Raw genomic sequence first — 17,953 nt, forward strand, 5'->3', positions numbered from 1 at the left:
ATGTTAAAATAGAATTGTTCTTATGGAACATCATATCGAGGAGGGTATTTATATATGTCAAAAAGAAAAGTTTTAGGATTAGTTACAATGAGTGCAGCTGCGGTCTTATTATTAGCAGCATGTGGTAATAAATCTGCTTCTAATTCAATGGAGAAAACAACTGCTGGTGAAAAAGCAGCGAAAAAATTCTCAATTGTTATGGTAACTGACTCTGGTGGTGTTGACGATAAATCATTTAACCAAAGTGCTTGGACAGCAATGCAAGCATGGGGTAAAGAACATGGTCGTGAAAAAGGTGCAGAAGGTTATAACTACATTCAATCTTCTGGTGAAAAAGACTATGCAACAAACTTTAAAAAAGCTGTATCAGCAAAATATGATTTAATTTTTGCGGTAGGTTTCACTTTACAAGAAGCAGCAAATAAAGCAACAGAAGAAAACAAAGATAATCATTTTGTTACAGTTGATAGTGTAATTAAAGATCAATATACAAATGGTGCATCTATCTTATTTGCTGAAAATGAATCTGCATACTTAGCAGGTATTGCTGCAGCTAAAACAACAAAAACAAATCACATTGGATATATCGGTGGTGTGAAAACAGAAACTTTAATTCGTTTTGAAGCTGGATTTGTTGCTGGTGCAAAATCTGTTAACAAAGATATTACAGTTGATAGACAATACGTTGGTTCATTCCAAGATGCAGGAACTGGTAAAACAATCGCTAACACAATGTTTGCTAATGGTGCAGACGTTATCTACGGAGCTGCTGGAGCATCAGGTTTAGGTGTGTTTACTGCTGCAACTGATTTAATGCAAGCTGACGATTCTAAACAATTATGGGTTATCGGTGTTGACTTAGACCAACATGAACAAGGTAAATACAAAACAAAATCAGGCGAAGAAAAATCTGTTACTTTAACATCAACATTGAAAAAAGTTGGTGAAGCTGTTGTGAAATTTGCAGAAGCAACAGAAAAAGACGGATTCAAGAGTGGTTTAACACGCTATACTTTAGCTGACGGTGGTGTAGATTTAACAGACGGTCAATTAAGTGCTGATGTTAAAGATGCAGTGAAAAAAGCTAAACAAGATATCATTGATGGCAAAGTAAAAGCACCTGCTACTGAAGCAGAATTAGATGAATTTTTAAAAAAATAATCTTATATAAATAATAGTAACACCCACTCAATATTGTGTGTTGAGTGGGTCTTTTTATAAAAGGTGAAAAGTTGAAAGGAATGACATAAATGTCCGAATCAAACTATGTTATTGAGATGCGAAACATAACAAAGAAGTTTGGTGATTTCACAGCCAATAAAAATATTAACTTAAAAGTTAAAAAAGGTGAAATCCATGCTTTATTAGGTGAAAATGGTGCGGGTAAATCGACACTTATGAATATGTTATGTGGATTATTACAACCAACAAGCGGAGAAATCCTCATCAATGGTGAAACTGTTAAAATTACCTCTCCAACAAAAGCAACAAAATTAAAAATCGGTATGGTGCATCAGCATTTCATGTTGGTAAAAAAATTCACAGTAACAGAAAATATTATTTTAGGAACTGAGCCAACACAAGCCGGTGTTGTGAATATAAAAAAAGCACGTGAAGAAATTTTGGCATTATCAAAACAATATAATTTAGATATCAATCCAGACGCTCTTGTAAGAGATATTACAGTAGGTATGGAACAACGTGTTGAAATTTTAAAAACATTGTACCGTGGTGCAGATATTTTGATTTTTGATGAGCCGACCGCTGTTTTAACACCTCAAGAGATTGATGAACTGATTAAAATTATTAAAGGTCTAGCAGCAGAGGGAAAATCTGTTGTTATCATTACGCATAAATTAGATGAAATTCGTGCCGTGGCAGATAAATGTACTGTTATTCGTCGTGGAGAACATATTGATACTGTTGATGTGGATAAAGTGTCTTCTCAAGAATTGGCAGATATGATGGTAGGGCGTGCTGTTTCCTTTAAAACAGATAAAGCACCTGCTAACCCACAACACCCTGTTTTAGAAATTAAAAATTTACATGTTAATGAATCTCGTGGCTTACCAATCGTGAAAGGTGTTGACTTAACAATTCACGCTGGAGAAGTTGTCGGTATTGCAGGTGTTGACGGTAATGGACAAACAGAACTTATTCAAGCTATTGCTGGATTAACAAAATCAACACAAGGAACCGTAACGTTGAATGGTAAAGATATTACAAATCGCACACCAAGACAAATTACGGAAACTGGTTTAGGTCATATTCCAGAAGATAGACATAAACACGGATTAGTATTGGATATGACGGTAGAAGAAAATATTATTCTTCAAACTTATTATCAAAAACCATTCAGTAAACGTGGTTTTTTAAACGATAAAATTATTTCAACGTATGCTATGCATTTAATCAATGAGTTTGACGTACGTACACCTAGTGAAAAAGTGAATGCATCTGCTTTATCTGGAGGAAATCAACAAAAAGCAATTATTGCACGTGAAATTGATAGAAACCCGGACTTATTGATTGCAGCACAACCAACTCGTGGATTAGACGTTGGTGCAATCGAATTTATTCATAAACGTTTGATTAGTCAACGTACACATGGCAAAGCAGTGTTGTTAATGAGTTTTGAATTAGATGAAATTATGAACGTTGCAGATAGAATTGCTGTTATGTATGACGGTAGAATTGTAGCGATTGTAAAACCAGAAGAAACCACTGTAAGAGAATTAGGATTGTTGATTGCAGGTTCATCTGTTGAAAAAGCAGACAAAGAAGTAGGAGGAGGTTCTCATGAATAGTCATAAAAAATTTCAAAACCTACTTGTACCATTTTTATCCGTTTTACTAGGTTTGGTATTTGGTGCAATTATTATTGCATTGATTGGAAAAGATCCTATTGAAGCTTATCAATATCTATTTGGAGGAGCATTAGGTACATCTTATGGAATAGGACAAACATTACGTTCTATGGCTCCACTTATTTTAACAGCATTAGGATTTTCTGTTGCTTATAAAGCAGGATTCTTTAATATTGGATTGTCTGGACAAGCATTAGCTGGTTGGTTGACATCTGTTTGGGTTGCCTTATCATTCCCAACATTACCTCAATATATGCTATTGCCACTATGTATTGTAACAGGTATGATTGCTGGTGCTGTATGGGCTGGTATTGCTGGTATTTTAAAAGCTTATTTCAATGCTAGTGAAGTGATAACAACTATTATGTTAAACTATGTTATTTTATACGTAAATGACTTCTTAATTCGTAATGTAATGACAAACCCAGCAGCTGATAAAACAAACACCATTCCACAAGCGGCAAGTTTACGTTGGGATGTCTTAACAGAATTAACGGATAATTCAACAGTTCATTTAGGTATCATTATTTCTGTTTTCATGGCACTTTTGGTACATATTATGTTAAAACGTACAACATTAGGATTAGAATTACGTGCTGTTGGATTAAACCCATTTGCTGCTGAATATGCAGGTATGAACGCAAAGAAAAATATTATTCGTGCGATGTTTATTAGTGGATGTCTTGCAGGTCTTGCAGGTGTTATGGAGGGCTTAGGGCAATTTGAAAACATCTTCTTACAAAATGGTGTTTCTCCTGCGATTGGATTTACAGGTATGTCCGTTTCCTTATTGGCATTAGGAAATCCACTAGGTATTATTTTATCAGCAGCATTATTCGGTATTTTTGAATCAGGAAGTTCAGAAATGTCTTTAATGACAAATGTACCTGCTGAATTAGTAACTGTTATTACAGCTATTATTATTTTCTTCGTCGGTGCAAACTATATTATTCGTTTTATACTTGATAAAATAAAATGGAAACAAAGCGAGGAGGCATAATAATATGACTATTACACAAATATTAACATTGATTGTTGGATCTACTTTATTGTATGCGTCACCTCTAATTTTTACAGCTTTAGGTGGAACATTCTCCGAACGTAGCGGTGTTGTAAACGTTGGATTAGAAGGAATTATGGTTGTTGGCTCTTTTGCTTCTATTGTCTTTAATTTAGAGTGTGCTGAATCATTCGGTGCAGCTACGCCGTGGATTGGACTATTAGTCGGAGGAATAGCAGGATTATTATTTGCGATTATTCATGCTATTGCTACAGTAAATTTAAGAGCCGATCACGTTATTTCTGGAACAGTCTTAAACTTAATTGCACCAGCATTATGTGTTGTGCTAACAAGACTTTTATATGAAGATAAAGGACAAACAGATATTATCACAGAATCATTTGGATTATTTTCATTCCCAATTTTAGAAGATATACCTGTTATCGGACCTATTTTCTTTAAAAACACGTATGTCGTTGCCTATATTGCTATTTTAGTAGCATGTGTTTCTTGGTTTATTTTATTTAAAACAAGATTTGGTTTACGACTAAGAGCAGTAGGGGAGTATCCACAAGCTGCAGATACATTAGGTATTCATGTATCCTCTATGAAATACTATGCTGTTTTACTTTCTGGTTTTTTAGGAGGTATTGGCGGTGCTGTTGTATCACAATCTATCACAAGAAACTTTTCAGCAGCAACTATTGCTGGACAAGGATTTATGGCAATGGCAGCCATGATTTTCGGTAAGTGGAATCCAATTGGTGCTATGTTCTCATCACTATTCTTTGGCTTAGCACAAAGTTTAAGTATTGTAGGAACAGCTATTCCGGTCATTTCAGATATTCCGTCTATTTATTTGAAAATCACACCATACATTGTTACTATCATTGTATTAGTGTTATTCATTGGTAAATCTGAAGCACCTGCCGCAATCGGAAAAAATTATATTAAATCGAAATAATAAAAAGAGAGTTAGACAATTTGTCTGACTCCTTTTTGTTTTATCATAAGATTAAAATTCATTTTCTTGTATCATTGTTTGTATATGTTTTTGTTTCTTTTTATGAAATTCTGTAATATCGCCAAAAAATAAGTTTTTTTCAGGAATTTGATATAACTCTTGCATCTTCAAGCTAATTGATCTTGGTATATGGGAAGAATTACGTTCATATCGAGATAATGTATCTTTGTTAATAGACAAAATTTTTGACGCTTCAATTAGTGTTAAATTGGCATTAGCACGTGCTGCTTTTAAAGATAAAACAATCATGATAATATCCCTCCTTTTATATATATTCTATATTATCCGAATAAATTCGGATAGTCAAATAGAAAAGTGCTTTATATACTATAAAATCTATTTTCTCTATATATAAATTCTTTTTATTTAATGTTTTATTATAGTATAATAGACTTAAATATTTTGTTTTAAATAAAAAATATAGATTTTGTGAATAGAGGATATAAGTTGAAAGAAATATTAAAAAAAGCGATGAGTCAATCTTTAAAAGACGCTCTTTTAGAAAAACAAAAGACACAAACAGCTATTTCAAAAGAAACAGGTATTGCAACAAGTACATTAAATGATTACATCAATGGACGCACATACATTTCTGAAAAAAATCAAGAAAAAATAGCACGAGCTCTTGATATGAGTGTTGATACACTATTTCCAAAACAAAAAATAGTTTCTTATTTAAATTCACCTATTGAACAAAGTGAAGTGCATGAAGCAAATACAATATATGGCACTTTAACGACTGAAGAACTTCATCAGATTGCAAAACCATTTACACAAGAGCAGGTTTTAGAAATGCATATCGTTAAAAATGATGTAGGAAACTATGACGTATCAATTATACAAATGAATAAGTAATAATTTATATTGATGGTGAATGGCTAATGCTATTCACTTTTTTTTATTTGGAATAAACTAACCAAAATAAAATACTTGGGTTGCCCCAAGCATTTTATTGGTTATCAAAATAGACTTTTAAAGCATTAACAACGTCTGTTGCCACTTTTTGTCTGTAATCTTCTGTATTAAAAATTTTCACGTCATTATCATTATTCATATAGCCTAATTCTAAAAGAAGAGAAGGCACTTTATTATCGTATAGAACTTGATAAACGCTTAATTTAACACCATTTGTTTTTAAAGGTAGATTTTCAAATTGTTCATTTACTAAGTCTGCTAAACGCATATCTTCGTAGTGGAAGTAGTGAACGGTTGTTCCGCTTGGACCTTTTACATCGGCTGAATCATAGTGTAGGCTGATGAACACATCAGCTTGTGCTGTATTGGCAATTTCAGAACGTTTTTCTAAAGTAACATCAACATCAGATGTACGTGTCATAATGACTTTAGCACCATTTTCTTCTAATAATGTTTTTAATACTTCCGCTGTTTTTAAAGCGAGAATACGTTCGTTTATATTTTCTGAAATATTTGAAACAGCACCACCGTCTGTTCCTCCATGTCCTGGATCTAACACAATTGTTGCACCATTTAATGTTTTTGATTTTGTTCCAACTCTTTGCGCTACATTTTCAAAGAATTTTGCTTTACTTGCATTGATATAACCATCTATATTACTACTAGACGTTGCTGAATAATAGCCATTTTGAGCTTCCTTATCTTTTACATATAAGAACTCACCTTTATAAATGTTTTCCAATGCTCCTGAAGGACCAGGAGAAGCGAGTAAACTTGTTGGATCTGTTGCTTTAATAATGTTTCTTGCTGGATAATTATTTGCTTTTATTTTAGAAGTGACTTGATTACTTTCTGCAGATTGTTGTGTTGTTTCTTTTAATGCAGATGATTCTACCCAAGCTAATTCATTTTGATAAAGAATTTGGCTCCAGTCATTTTTATCAAAAAATTTTAAATAAGTAGCTTGTCTATCCAGTTTTCCTATTTCTTTATCAGTGGATCTAGGATCTTTAAACACAGATACATTTTCTTTTGCCACACTCATTGTACTTCCTGAATGTGTTACATTTACTTGGTCAGCATATAAGTCTTCTTCTTGAATCCATCCTTGTGTATTATCGTAAAAGATATGTACCCAATTTTTTTCTTTTTTTAAAATGGTTACTTTACTATCTTTTTTGACTAGTTGTTGGATAACACTGTCGGTATTAGCGTTTTGTCTGACTGCAATATATTCTGCTTTTACTAATGTTGTTGTGACTAAAGATAAAAAGTAAATATTTAATATAGCAACAATAATAATTGTTGCTGTTAAAATGATAAACCTATTATTTTTACTTGTATTCATTTAGTTATTCCTTATATTTCATCTTTTGTAAGTATCTTTTTTTAATATAACATAAAATACATATAAAGAGAACAGATAACTTTCAAAATAAATAGATTTTAAGTATTTTTTAGTAAGACATATTTTTAAAACTAAATTGAAGTATGGTATAATAAAATGTAAAGACGTGAAAAGGAGAGTTTTATGACATCTTTAGGTAATATTTTAAAAGAAAAAAGAGAAAAATTAGGCTATACTCTAAATGACATTCATGAAAAAACGGGTATCCAATTACGCTATTTAGAAGCGATTGAAAATGATCAATTAGATATTATTCCAGGAGATTATTATAAGAAAAATTTCGTTGTGCAATATGCCTCTGTTGTAAAAATGGACGGAGAAAAATTGCTTGAAGAAAACAAACGACAAGCTGAACTAGCAGAAAAAGAACGTTTGAAAAAAGAACAAGCTATGAAAATGAATAAACCGAAAAAAGTAGCACCGGTTTCTTCTAAACCAGCAATGGCGGCTACAACACCAGAACAAAAGAAAAATAGAAAACCTGTTATTATATTTTGTGCCATTGCTTTAGCCATTGTTGCTTCGTTAATTTATTTTTCACCGAAACTATTCCAGCAATCAGTAGAAACAACGACTACAACAACGACAACTGCTGCATCTATTACGACAACAAGTACAGCTAGTACAACAAGTACAACAAGTACAACAACTACGACGACCACTGAAAGCACAACAACGACAACAGAAACGACACAGTCTAGTACAGCTAATAATAATGGTGTATCACAAAATACTGTAGCACCTGGTGGTAGTAATTTGGTTGTTCAATCGTCAACAGCAAATCAAATCGTGTATGGTCTAGGTGATGCATTTAAAAATTATAAAGGTGACTATAACTTAACGATAAAAGTGACTGAACCAACATGGGTGCGTGTGTCTGTTCACGGGAAAGTTATTTTAGAAAGAACGATTACAGATAAAGTGCCAACAACTATTCGTGCTTTAAATAATGCGAATGATGTTACCATTACATTTGGTATTTCTCAAGCAGCAACATTAACACTAAATGGACAAAATGTGGCTGTTCCAACGACATCGAGGGTTGAAACGGTTAAAATCAATTTAGCAAAATAGGTGATAAAAAATGAATATTGCAAACAAATTAACACTAGCAAGAATGATTGCCATTCCATTTTTTATTGTGTCTATGTATGTATTTCAAACTTTTGAAATAGCAGCGCTGATTTTTGTATTGGCAAGTATAACAGATTGGTTAGATGGTTATTTAGCTAGAAAATATCATCTCATTACAAATTTTGGAAAATTTGCTGATCCTTTAGCAGATAAAATACTTGTCTTAACAGCATTTATTTTGTTAGTTGAAAAGCACTATATACCTGCTTGGATTGTGTGTATTATCGTTTGTCGTGAATTAGCCATTACTGGATTACGTTTATTACTTGTCGAACAAGGGAAGGTTATGGCTGCGGACTGGTCGGGAAAAATAAAAACAGCTACACAAATGTTTGCGATTATTTTTTTACTAATGAATAATTTTCATGTTGGAAACATATTTTTATATATTTGTTTATTCTTTACCATTTATTCAGGTATAGAGTATTTTTATAAAAATCGTTCTGTTTTTGAAAATTTATCATCATAATGCATATACTATAAATAGAGGGTTTATTTATGAAAGCAGAAATTATTACAGTCGGAACAGAATTACTCTTAGGTGAAACATTAGATACAAATACGCATTATATTGCCAATGTTTTAAAAGAATTGAGTATTCCAACTTATTTTCATACAAGTGTTGGTGATAATATAGAGAGAATACGTCGTTTATTAAATATTGCTTCCAAAAGAAGTGATTTAGTGATTTTATCAGGAGGACTTGGCCCTACAAAAGATGACTTAACAAAAGACGCATTAGCTGAACATTTACAAGAAACATTATTATTAGATGATGAGGCTGTTGATAAAATCAAACATCATTTTCATAAAATTGAAAAAGAAATGCCAGAAAATAATTTGCGACAAGCTCACTATATCAAAAATAGTCATATTTTAAAGAATCACAATGGATTGGCTATTGGTATGGTGACAACAAAAGATAATGTGATGTATGCTGTATTACCTGGTCCTCCCTCTGAAATGACAACAATGGTGGAAAAAGAACTATTGCCTTTTTTGAAAGAAAAAATAGGTGGCGTTTTTGTGTCAAAAACACTGAGATTCACAAATATCGGTGAATCTGCTTTAGCAGAAAAAATTAGTACTATTATTGATGCACAGTCTAATCCTACGATTGCGATTTACGCATATACAGGTGATGTTACCATTCGATTAACCGCAAATGGTCGAACAACACAAGAATGTGAAGAAAAAATTAAACAAACAGAAGCATTGATTTTAGAACCATTAAAACCTTATTTTTATGGATACGATCATCAAACACTGGCTGATGTTGTGATTGCTTTATTAAAAGAAAAGCACTATACACTCAGTGTTGCAGAAAGTTTAACAGGTGGTTTATGTCAAAGTAAGCTCGTTAGTGTTTCTGGTGCATCTGATGTTTTTTCAGGCGGTGTTGTCACATATCAAACAAGTGCTAAAGAAAAAATACTTTGTATTCCTTCAGAATTACTGTTAAAATATGGAACGATAAGTCATGAGTGTGCTGTGGCTATGGCACAAAATGTAAAGGCATTATATGGTAGTGATATTGGTCTTTCTTTTACTGGGATTGCTGATGAACATGCAATAGAAGATAAAGCATCTGGAACGGTGTATATTGGTATTGCAATGCCAAATAAAGAACCTATATCATATTGCGTACATTTCAATCGTGGTAGAAATGCCAATAGAGAATTATCCGCAATATTTGGTTTAAACAAATTGAGAGAATTGCTCGAAGAAAAAGGAGAACATTATGGTTATTAGTGAAGAAAGAATGAAGGCATTGCAAGATGCTATTAAGAAAATTGAAAAAGATTTTGGTAAAGGATCTATTATGCGCTTAGGAGATAGAGCCGATACAAAAATTGATGCCATTTCATCAGGTTCTATTTTAATTGATTCTGCATTAGGCATTGGTGGTTTCCCTCGTGGACGTATCATTGAAATTTATGGTCCAGAATCATCTGGTAAAACAACAACAGCTTTACACGTTGTTGCAGAAGTACAAAAAACTGGAGGAGTAGCGGCATATATTGATGCAGAACATGCAATGGACCCTCTTTATGCTAAAAATTTGGGAATTGATATTGATGATTTATTCTTATCTCAGCCAGATAGTGGGGAAGAAGCACTTGAAATTGCTGAAGCTTTAATTAGTTCAGGTGCGATTGATGTTATTGTCATTGACTCCGTTGCTGCACTTGTACCAAAAGCAGAAATTAAAGGTGATATGGGTGATTCTCATGTTGGGTTACAAGCTCGTTTAATGTCACAAGCGTTAAGAAAATTATCAAGTGTGATTAACAAACAAAAAACAGTTGCTATTTTTATTAACCAATTACGTGAAAAAGTCGGTGTTACATATGGAAATCCAGAAGTAACACCAGGAGGACGTGCTTTAAAATTCTACTCAACGATTCGTATGGAAGTACGTAAGAGTGAAGCCATTAAAGGAAGCAAAGATTCTGAAATCATTGGTAACTCAACAAAAATTAAAATTGTAAAAAATAAAGTGGCACCACCATTCAAAACAGTTTATGTCGACATCATGTATGGTGAAGGTATTTCTAAAACAGGAGAAATTTTAGACTTAGCTGTTGAGCATGACATGATTAAGAAAAGTGGGTCATGGTATTCTTATGGTGAAGATAGAATTGGGCAAGGGCGTGAAACAGCTAAAAAATTCTTGTTAGAACACCCAGAAATCATGGCTGAAGTTGATAGAAAATTACGTATTAAAATGGGACTTATTGAACCAACAGCAGAAGAGTCTGCTTTATTAAACAAAGATATTTCTACTGAACAAGAAGAAACAGTCGATATTACAGATCCATTATTAGTGGAATTATTAGAAGAGGAATAACATAAAAGGGCTATCTCAAAAATGAAGTTGACAAATTTTATTTCAAAAATTTAGTCTTATGTATGCTGTATCAATGGCAAGCGGATACCCAAACATGTCTGCTTGCCATTTTTTTATCATATATCGGGTCAACCTCTTTATCTTTAATATTATGAAAAAACGTGTTTATTTATTACTATCATTAGGTTGTATCATACTATCGATATTATTTACATTCAAACAAGTCATACCATATCAATGGCAAACGTCATTTTATGGTTCTGTGTACACTGATGATCAGCCACTTGGAGATTATCGTTTACGAGTGCATGCTATTGAAAAATTAGATACTGTCATTAAGACAAAAAATAGCACTCTTTTTTACATAGTAACACATGAGTATGGTACGATTTTATTAGAAGCAGAAAAAGACGATAAAGATGTGAACATGATTTATAGCCAAAAAGACGCATTAGCAACATTACAACCTACTTTATGTGTTAGAGTTATGCCAAAATATACGTCTGGGTACACAGAAATAGAAAATAATCTTCCTAAGTATTTATCAAGTGATAATATGACATTATCACGCTATGTATCGGTTTATCAGTATAAAAAAGTAGCACCATGGGCGTGGATTATTTCTCTTATTTTCTTATTTTTTGCTCTTAAATATTTATATCGGTTATTGACAAGGAGAAGAACATAATGAGAAAACAGCGATTAAAAGGTACAAAAATAAAATTACTCATTAGTTTTTTTGCTATCATTTTCTCTTGTTCAGCCGTATCGGATATTTTTCAATCTAATGAACAACTGGCAAAAGACGCTTATGATAAAGGGCAAGTTTATAAACAATATACTTTACTATATGCCAATCCTGTAGCAATAAAAGTATTTGATATAGATAAAACATCTATTGAAATAAACGAAACAACATTATACCTCATTAAACATGAGTACGGCTATGTTATGCTTGCAGCAGAAAAAAACAACACTATCGTGCGTGATTTATTTCATCGAAAACAAAGTTTAAAAGAGCAACCTGCCTATGTCATGACAACTTTTGTTCCAACAGTTGAAAAAGTAGGACGTCGCTCAAAACGTTTATTTACAAATGTGACTGTTGACTTATATACCGATTTTTTAAGAGCTGTGCCAAAAGATGCAATAATTGGTTCGGAATATGTATCCTTAAAGAGATTTAACGACTCACAAGTTGTCAAACACTTGATAGGTTTTGGTGGGATAATAATTAGTATTTTTCTATGGATAACATGCACGAAACGTATTAAACAAAATTTAAAAATGTATACAATTTTTGAAGAATACTTTCCAGAAGTGACATTTGGATATGGTATTATTGCTTCAAATGCTTCATACAAAGATAAAAAATTACATCTTTATGTATATAAAGATACCCTCATTGTGAATCAGAAGAGTTTTATTTTTATCCCCTTAGAAGAGATTGCAAGTATAAACTATACAACATATATACGAAAAGTAAAGAATAGTACCGTTACTATTTTTCAATTAAGTGTTAAGAAAACAAATCGACAAACGATTTCTCTAGTAGAGAATGCACGGAATCTTAAATTACGTGTCGTGCTTTTTTATGAGTATTTAGAGAAGCACAATTCAAAAATCCGTCGAAATATGTCTATCTAAGCTTTTTGGTTTTACATCGGTTTTAATTATCTGTATACTAGATGCAGTCAAGCGACCTTCAATCGCTTAATCAAACGAAATGATGGTGATTTTATGACAAAAACAAATGCAAATACTCGAGTTGTTGTTGGCATGAGTGGAGGAGTAGACTCTTCTGTGACAGCACTTCTTTTGAAAGAACAAGGATACGATGTGATAGGTATTTTTATGAAAAACTGGGATGATACAGACGAAAATGGTGTCTGTACAGCAACGGAAGATTATAAAGATGTTGAAAAAGTTGCTCAGCAAATTGGTATCCCGTATTATTCGGTGAATTTTGAAAAAGAATATTGGGATAAAGTGTTTACGTACTTTTTAGATGAGTATAAAAAAGATAGAACACCTAATCCTGATGTGATGTGCAATAAAGAAATAAAGTTTAAAGCCTTTTTAGACTATGCTATGGATTTAGGTGCAGATTATGTCGCAATGGGGCATTATGCACGTCTATCGACAGATGAATATGGTGTAAAGCACTTATTAAGAGGCGTTGATAATAATAAAGATCAAACTTACTTTTTAAGTCAATTATCCCAAGAACAATTACAAAAAGCGATGTTTCCTATTGGGCATTTACCAAAATCAGAGGTAAGACGCATCGCACAAGAAGCTGGTTTAGCTACAGCAACAAAAAAAGATTCCACTGGGGTATGCTTTATTGGTGAACGTAATTTCAAAGAATTTCTTTCTCACTATTTACCAGCACAGCCAGGTCCTATGAAAACATTAGACGGCAATATCATTGGTGAACATGCCGGATTAATGTATTATACGATTGGACAAAGACAAGGATTAGGCATTGGTGGTGTGAAAGGTTATTCTGTTCATGAACCTTGGTTTGTCGTCGGAAAAGATTTAAAAGAAAATATTTTATATGTCGGACAAGGTTATCATCATGAGTATTTATATACGGATTATTTAACAGCGAGTGAATTACAATTCACAACAGATGAAGAAAAACCGTCTGTGTTCCACTGTACAGCTAAATTTAGATATAGACAAGCTGATGTTGGTGTGACCGTTCATTTATCAGACTCACAAAAAGAAGCAAAAATTATTTTTGATGAACCAGTTAGAGCCATTACTCCTGGACAAGCTGTTGTATTTTATGACGGCGAAGAATGTTTAGGCGGCGGCATTATTGATGCAGCATATAAAGATAATGAAAAAAGACAATATAGTTAAAAGAACAACCTTCGGGCTGTTCTTTTATAGAATTTGTAAGCGTTTTTTGTTATAATGAATAAAAAGAGGAATAGTATAGCATTTGGTCGTTATATAGTTTCTGTCATATGTCATTTTTGTTTATTTAGCTGTCAACTAGAAAAAGTATCTCTTCATGTTATATTATGGCCTAATTAAGAAGAAACATTGTTAAACATCTTTGTCGGTAAATAACCGTGCTTTCTTCTTTATCTCAGAAGATGTTACATACTATTATATTAGGAATGAATATGATTAGAAATTCATTGGTTAAATAAAAGGAGGAAATGGTATATGAAACAAAGATATTTTTTGTTATGTATAATACTATGTTTATGTGGTTGTACACAATCTGTAGGAAAAATACAGGCAAATCCTTTTTCAAAAAATGAAGAAGCATTATTATCAATTTTTTAGAAGATATTCCCATAAGAGTAAAAATTACTCCGCCAAATCAAGCACAAAAAGTGACGTATATTCTTAAAAAAATCACACACACAGGAGAAATGATTATTGAAGAAAGTGACTTTTTGATGCAAGATGAAAAAGAAAAAGAAATAAATCCTTTTGAATTGATTTTACGATATAACAATCATACATTGCAATTAATACTAGGAAGTCATAGATTTCTTAAACCATTAAAATTACCTGAATTGATGTATGGTATGGCAGGAAAAATATATGAATCAAAACTTAACAAATCTATTCAATTAAATGAATTTATTCCTTTATTTGTGTATAAAGACAGTTCTAATACCACATTGGAAAATATTGATAATTTACTAAGAAAAGATTTTATCGCAGAAGAACAAGAAATATATTATATCTTTGGCATTCAATGTGAATAAAAAGCACGACTATCGTGCTTTTTTTGTTTGTCTGTGTTAAGATAATAAACGAGATATAACTTAGTAAGTAGGTGACATATTGGAAAATGAAGAAATAAAAATACAAGATATCCCTGAAGCGAAAGTTTTTGTTAAAGAAAATCTTGTTTTTATCAATGAACATGAATATACACTAGAAGTCGATTTTAAAAATGGCTTTCAAATAGATGCTCTAGAAGATAGATACACTAAATTATTACAAAAATATCATTATATTGTAGGGGATTGGGGACATAATCAACTTCGTTTAAAAGGATTCTACAAAAATGATATGAAGAATGTAGAAGAGGATAGTAAAATTTATACACTGGAAGATTATTTACGTGAATATTGTGCTTTTGGGTGTGCCTATTTTGTACTTTCTTTAAATGGTAATCCTGTTATGCCTAAAGAAAATGCTCCACACAAGTCTAATCAACAAAAACGTAAAAAACAAAATACATCTAATCATAAAAAGCATACACATCAACAAAAACAACCACAAAAAGAAAAGACAAAAAAACATGCTTTTGTCATTCGTAAAGGAGATAAAAAAGCATGAGATACAAAGGTTATTTAATTGATTTAGATGGTACTATTTATGTAGGGAAAAAAAGATTACATGAAGCAGAATCTTTTATTAAAACCTTGCAACAAAAACAGATACCGTTTCTATTTGTGACCAATAATGCAACAAAATCTCCTGAAATGGTGCAGACATTTTTACAAAATTCATTGGATATAGAAGTGAATATCTCACAAATCTATACCAGTGGTTTAGCAGCTTTAGATTATTTGCTCGCTGAAAAATTAGGAAATAAAGGATTTGTTATTGGTGAACAAATTTTAAAGGAACAATTTTTAAATGCTGGATTTATTGAAGAAAAAGAACATCCAAATTTTGTATTGCAAGCGCTGGATACACAAGTGACATACAATGATTTAAAAATGGCGAGTTTAGCGATTCAACAGGGTGCAAAATATATTGTGACAAATATTGACAAACAATATCCAACAGAAAAAGGATTTGTTCCCGGAGCTGGTGCTATTAAAGAGTTACTTGTTGCAGCAACAAGAGTTGAACCTATTATTATTGGCAAACCATCGTCTATTATTATGAACCATGCAATCAATAGATTAGGCGTTCGTAAAGAGGATGTTATAATGGTTGGTGATAATTATCAAACGGATATTTTAGCCGGTATTGATAATGGAATAGATACATTATTGACGTTAACTGGTGTTACACAAAAATCAGATATTCCTCATTTACCAAAAGTACCAACACATATTGTGAATGACTTAAGTGAGTGGAATTATCTATAAAAATTTTTTAAAGGAAAGTTTTATATCATGACAAAACAAGCAGGACATCAATTTTTAGCTAAATTAGGTAAAAAAAGATTGCGTCCAGGAGGAAAAGAAGCAACAGATTGGTTGATTAAAAATGGGAATTTTTCTAAAGAGAAAAAAGTGCTAGAAGTTGGTTGCAATATGTGTACAACATCTATTGAACTTGTCAAAACATACCAATGTCATATTACTGGTATTGATTTAGACAAAAATGCACTTGAACAAGCAAAACAAAATATTAAAACAAATCAACTAGAAGAGTATATTACTGTTCAACAAGGTAACGCAATGCATTTACCATTTGATGACAATTCATTCGATATTGTCATCAATGAAGCAATGCTGACCATGCTGTCTAAAAATGCTAAAGTAAAAGCCATTAAAGAGTATTACCGTGTTTTGAAACCAAATGGTATTCTACTGACACATGATATTACATTCTTTAGTGATACATTAGAGAAAACTATTGATACTTTACGTGAAACGATACATGTCAATGTTCATCCAATGCACCGTGATGATTGGCTACATCTGTTTCAAGAAATAGGCTTTGAAAGCCAAGAAATACACGGTCAAATGTCTTTGATGACGCCTACGGGAATGATAAAAGACGAGGGATTTTTAAACACGATGAACATTCTTAAAAATGGATTGCTTAAATCGGAAAATCGACCAATGTTTTTAAATATGTTTAAATTTTTTAATAAGACAAAAAAAGACTTAATGTACATTGCAATTTGTAGTAGAAAGAAGGAAAAATGATGACAATAGGAAACATAGCCAATCAAGCGGGTGTATGCTTTTCATTTGATACATTCAAAACAGTCAAAAAAGTATTGGCAAAATCAGAAAAAATTGATAGACATAACCATATCGGACATCAAATTGTTTTTGTTATTGTGAAAGGATCGGTTACGGTTTTACTAGACGGACAAGAAGAACATTTGTTGACTCCGGGTACAGTACTAACCTTTAATGGCGAACATACTATTGAAGCAGAAGCAAACGAACATTCTGAAATTTTTGTTACGTTAATAAAAGAATAATATCAATCCCTTATTGGAAAGTATGCCAGTAGGGGATTTATTATACATCAAAAATAAGTATTTATATAACTAATATAGGCTCTATGTCAAATAGGGTTGATGACTCATAAAAAGTAGTGATGTCACAAATGTTACGTCACTATCTTTTTATTTTAAGTCACAAAGTGATGTACGGCTCACCGAAATGTACACGATACATTTTTCTCTTCCCCTACGTTGTGCGGGGAAGGAGCTATTCGTACATCACTTTTGACTTAAACTATTAAGCAACTAGTGAAGTAGATGGTACGGTATATGGTACATATAACTTACAGATTAATAAAATACGATTTCTAAAATGTGAAAAGTTACGATAACCATAGGCATTTCTCTTAAGTACCTTAATTTTATGATTGATTCCTTCAAGTGCACCGTTAGTCAAATGATGGTAGATAAAGGTGTTTTTAATATAGGGTAAATACCCTTTGAACGTTCTTAATACTCTACGTAAACCAGGAGAAATAGCTTCCTGTTTAGCCCATATGAGTATTTCTTCAAATCGGTCAAAATCTCTATTATGTAAAGCATCTCTTAATTGATGAACGACATCGTATGTGG

20 protein-coding genes are annotated in these 17,953 nt (G+C 32.2%); 17 read left to right on the forward strand and 3 right to left on the reverse strand.

Annotation, left to right across the window (positions count from 1 at the left end):
* The first annotated feature begins 54 nt into the window (after positions 1-54).
* The 4 genes from GMA06_RS01820 to GMA06_RS01835 all read left to right on the forward strand — a co-directional run bounded on the left by GMA06_RS01820 (position 55) and on the right by GMA06_RS01835 (position 4,831).
* The gene (locus GMA06_RS01820) at positions 55-1,161 is read left to right on the forward strand and encodes a BMP family ABC transporter substrate-binding protein (protein WP_163561498.1); all 1,107 of its coding nucleotides are present in this window, start codon (positions 55-57) and stop codon (positions 1,159-1,161) included.
* An 89-nt stretch (positions 1,162-1,250) separates the two neighbouring features.
* Positions 1,251-2,807: an ABC transporter ATP-binding protein gene (locus GMA06_RS01825; protein WP_163561499.1), complete on the forward strand. Its 1,557-nt coding sequence runs from the start codon at positions 1,251-1,253 to the stop codon at positions 2,805-2,807.
* Positions 2,800-3,867 carry an ABC transporter permease gene (locus GMA06_RS01830; protein WP_163546067.1) on the forward strand — a complete coding sequence of 356 codons (1,068 nt, stop codon included), beginning with the start codon at positions 2,800-2,802 and terminating at the stop codon, positions 3,865-3,867. Before GMA06_RS01825 ends, GMA06_RS01830 begins: the two co-directional genes overlap by 8 nt.
* A 4-nt stretch (positions 3,868-3,871) precedes the next feature.
* Positions 3,872-4,831, forward strand: a complete 960-nt coding sequence (locus GMA06_RS01835; RefSeq protein WP_163546066.1) for an ABC transporter permease — start codon at positions 3,872-3,874, stop codon at positions 4,829-4,831.
* 51 nt (positions 4,832-4,882) lie between these two features.
* On the opposite strand, the gene GMA06_RS01840 is transcribed toward GMA06_RS01835, so the two are convergent.
* Entirely contained in the window at positions 4,883-5,140 is a 258-nt protein-coding gene (locus tag GMA06_RS01840) for a helix-turn-helix transcriptional regulator (RefSeq protein WP_205422881.1), read from the reverse strand.
* Between the two features lie 198 nt (positions 5,141-5,338).
* Between GMA06_RS01840 and GMA06_RS01845 the strand changes: the two genes are divergently transcribed.
* Positions 5,339-5,746 carry a helix-turn-helix transcriptional regulator gene (locus GMA06_RS01845; protein WP_163561500.1) on the forward strand — a complete coding sequence of 136 codons (408 nt, stop codon included), beginning with the start codon at positions 5,339-5,341 and terminating at the stop codon, positions 5,744-5,746.
* A gap of 94 nt (positions 5,747-5,840) precedes the next feature.
* Here the strand turns inward: GMA06_RS01845 and GMA06_RS01850 are convergent, their stop codons facing one another.
* On the reverse strand, positions 5,841-7,154 hold the full coding sequence (locus GMA06_RS01850; RefSeq protein WP_163561501.1) for an N-acetylmuramoyl-L-alanine amidase: 1,314 nt from the start codon (positions 7,152-7,154) through the stop codon (positions 5,841-5,843).
* Between the two features lie 183 nt (positions 7,155-7,337).
* Here GMA06_RS01850 and GMA06_RS01855 point away from each other — a divergent pair, with 183 nt between their 5' ends.
* The 12 genes from GMA06_RS01855 to GMA06_RS01910 all read left to right on the forward strand — a co-directional run bounded on the left by GMA06_RS01855 (position 7,338) and on the right by GMA06_RS01910 (position 17,356).
* Positions 7,338-8,288 (forward strand): helix-turn-helix domain-containing protein, encoded by a 951-nt coding sequence (locus tag GMA06_RS01855; RefSeq protein WP_163561502.1) that lies wholly within the window; start codon positions 7,338-7,340, stop codon positions 8,286-8,288.
* Positions 8,289-8,298: 10 nt separating this feature from the next.
* Positions 8,299-8,817 (forward strand): CDP-diacylglycerol--glycerol-3-phosphate 3-phosphatidyltransferase, encoded by a 519-nt coding sequence (pgsA, locus tag GMA06_RS01860; protein WP_163561503.1) that lies wholly within the window; start codon positions 8,299-8,301, stop codon positions 8,815-8,817.
* Positions 8,818-8,846: 29 nt separating this feature from the next.
* Positions 8,847-10,100, forward strand: a complete 1,254-nt coding sequence (locus GMA06_RS01865) for a competence/damage-inducible protein A (RefSeq protein WP_163561504.1) — start codon at positions 8,847-8,849, stop codon at positions 10,098-10,100.
* Positions 10,090-11,199, forward strand: coding sequence for a recombinase RecA (gene recA, locus GMA06_RS01870; protein ID WP_205422880.1), 1,110 nt, complete (start codon positions 10,090-10,092; stop codon positions 11,197-11,199). The genes GMA06_RS01865 and recA overlap by 11 nt, the downstream gene beginning before the upstream one ends.
* A 151-nt stretch (positions 11,200-11,350) precedes the next feature.
* Complete coding sequence (locus GMA06_RS01875) at positions 11,351-11,887, forward strand: hypothetical protein (protein ID WP_163545835.1); 537 nt, start codon at positions 11,351-11,353, stop codon at positions 11,885-11,887.
* Positions 11,887-12,846 carry a hypothetical protein gene (locus GMA06_RS01880; RefSeq protein ID WP_163545834.1) on the forward strand — a complete coding sequence of 320 codons (960 nt, stop codon included), beginning with the start codon at positions 11,887-11,889 and terminating at the stop codon, positions 12,844-12,846. The genes GMA06_RS01875 and GMA06_RS01880 overlap by 1 nt, the downstream gene beginning before the upstream one ends.
* Before the next feature lie 93 nt (positions 12,847-12,939).
* Positions 12,940-14,073: a tRNA 2-thiouridine(34) synthase MnmA gene (gene mnmA / locus GMA06_RS01885; protein ID WP_163561505.1), complete on the forward strand. Its 1,134-nt coding sequence runs from the start codon at positions 12,940-12,942 to the stop codon at positions 14,071-14,073.
* Between the two features lie 524 nt (positions 14,074-14,597).
* Positions 14,598-14,939, forward strand: a complete 342-nt coding sequence (locus GMA06_RS01890) for a hypothetical protein (protein WP_163561506.1) — start codon at positions 14,598-14,600, stop codon at positions 14,937-14,939.
* A 79-nt stretch (positions 14,940-15,018) separates the two neighbouring features.
* Complete coding sequence (locus tag GMA06_RS01895; protein WP_163545831.1) at positions 15,019-15,519, forward strand: YutD family protein; 501 nt, start codon at positions 15,019-15,021, stop codon at positions 15,517-15,519.
* Positions 15,516-16,283: a TIGR01457 family HAD-type hydrolase gene (locus GMA06_RS01900; protein ID WP_163561507.1), complete on the forward strand. Its 768-nt coding sequence runs from the start codon at positions 15,516-15,518 to the stop codon at positions 16,281-16,283. The genes GMA06_RS01895 and GMA06_RS01900 overlap by 4 nt, the downstream gene beginning before the upstream one ends.
* A 24-nt stretch (positions 16,284-16,307) precedes the next feature.
* Entirely contained in the window at positions 16,308-17,072 is a 765-nt protein-coding gene (locus tag GMA06_RS01905) for a class I SAM-dependent methyltransferase (protein ID WP_163561510.1), read from the forward strand.
* The gene (locus GMA06_RS01910; protein WP_205426148.1) at positions 17,072-17,356 is read left to right on the forward strand and encodes an AraC family ligand binding domain-containing protein; all 285 of its coding nucleotides are present in this window, start codon (positions 17,072-17,074) and stop codon (positions 17,354-17,356) included. The genes GMA06_RS01905 and GMA06_RS01910 overlap by 1 nt, the downstream gene beginning before the upstream one ends.
* Positions 17,357-17,618: 262 nt before the next feature.
* Here the strand turns inward: GMA06_RS01910 and GMA06_RS01915 are convergent.
* A partial coding sequence (locus tag GMA06_RS01915) for a transposase (protein ID WP_163561508.1) occupies positions 17,619-17,953 on the reverse strand: 335 nt, incomplete at its 5' end.

The organism is Granulicatella sp. zg-84, from assembly GCF_010892375.1.
Classification (GTDB): domain Bacteria; phylum Bacillota; class Bacilli; order Lactobacillales; family Aerococcaceae; genus WM01.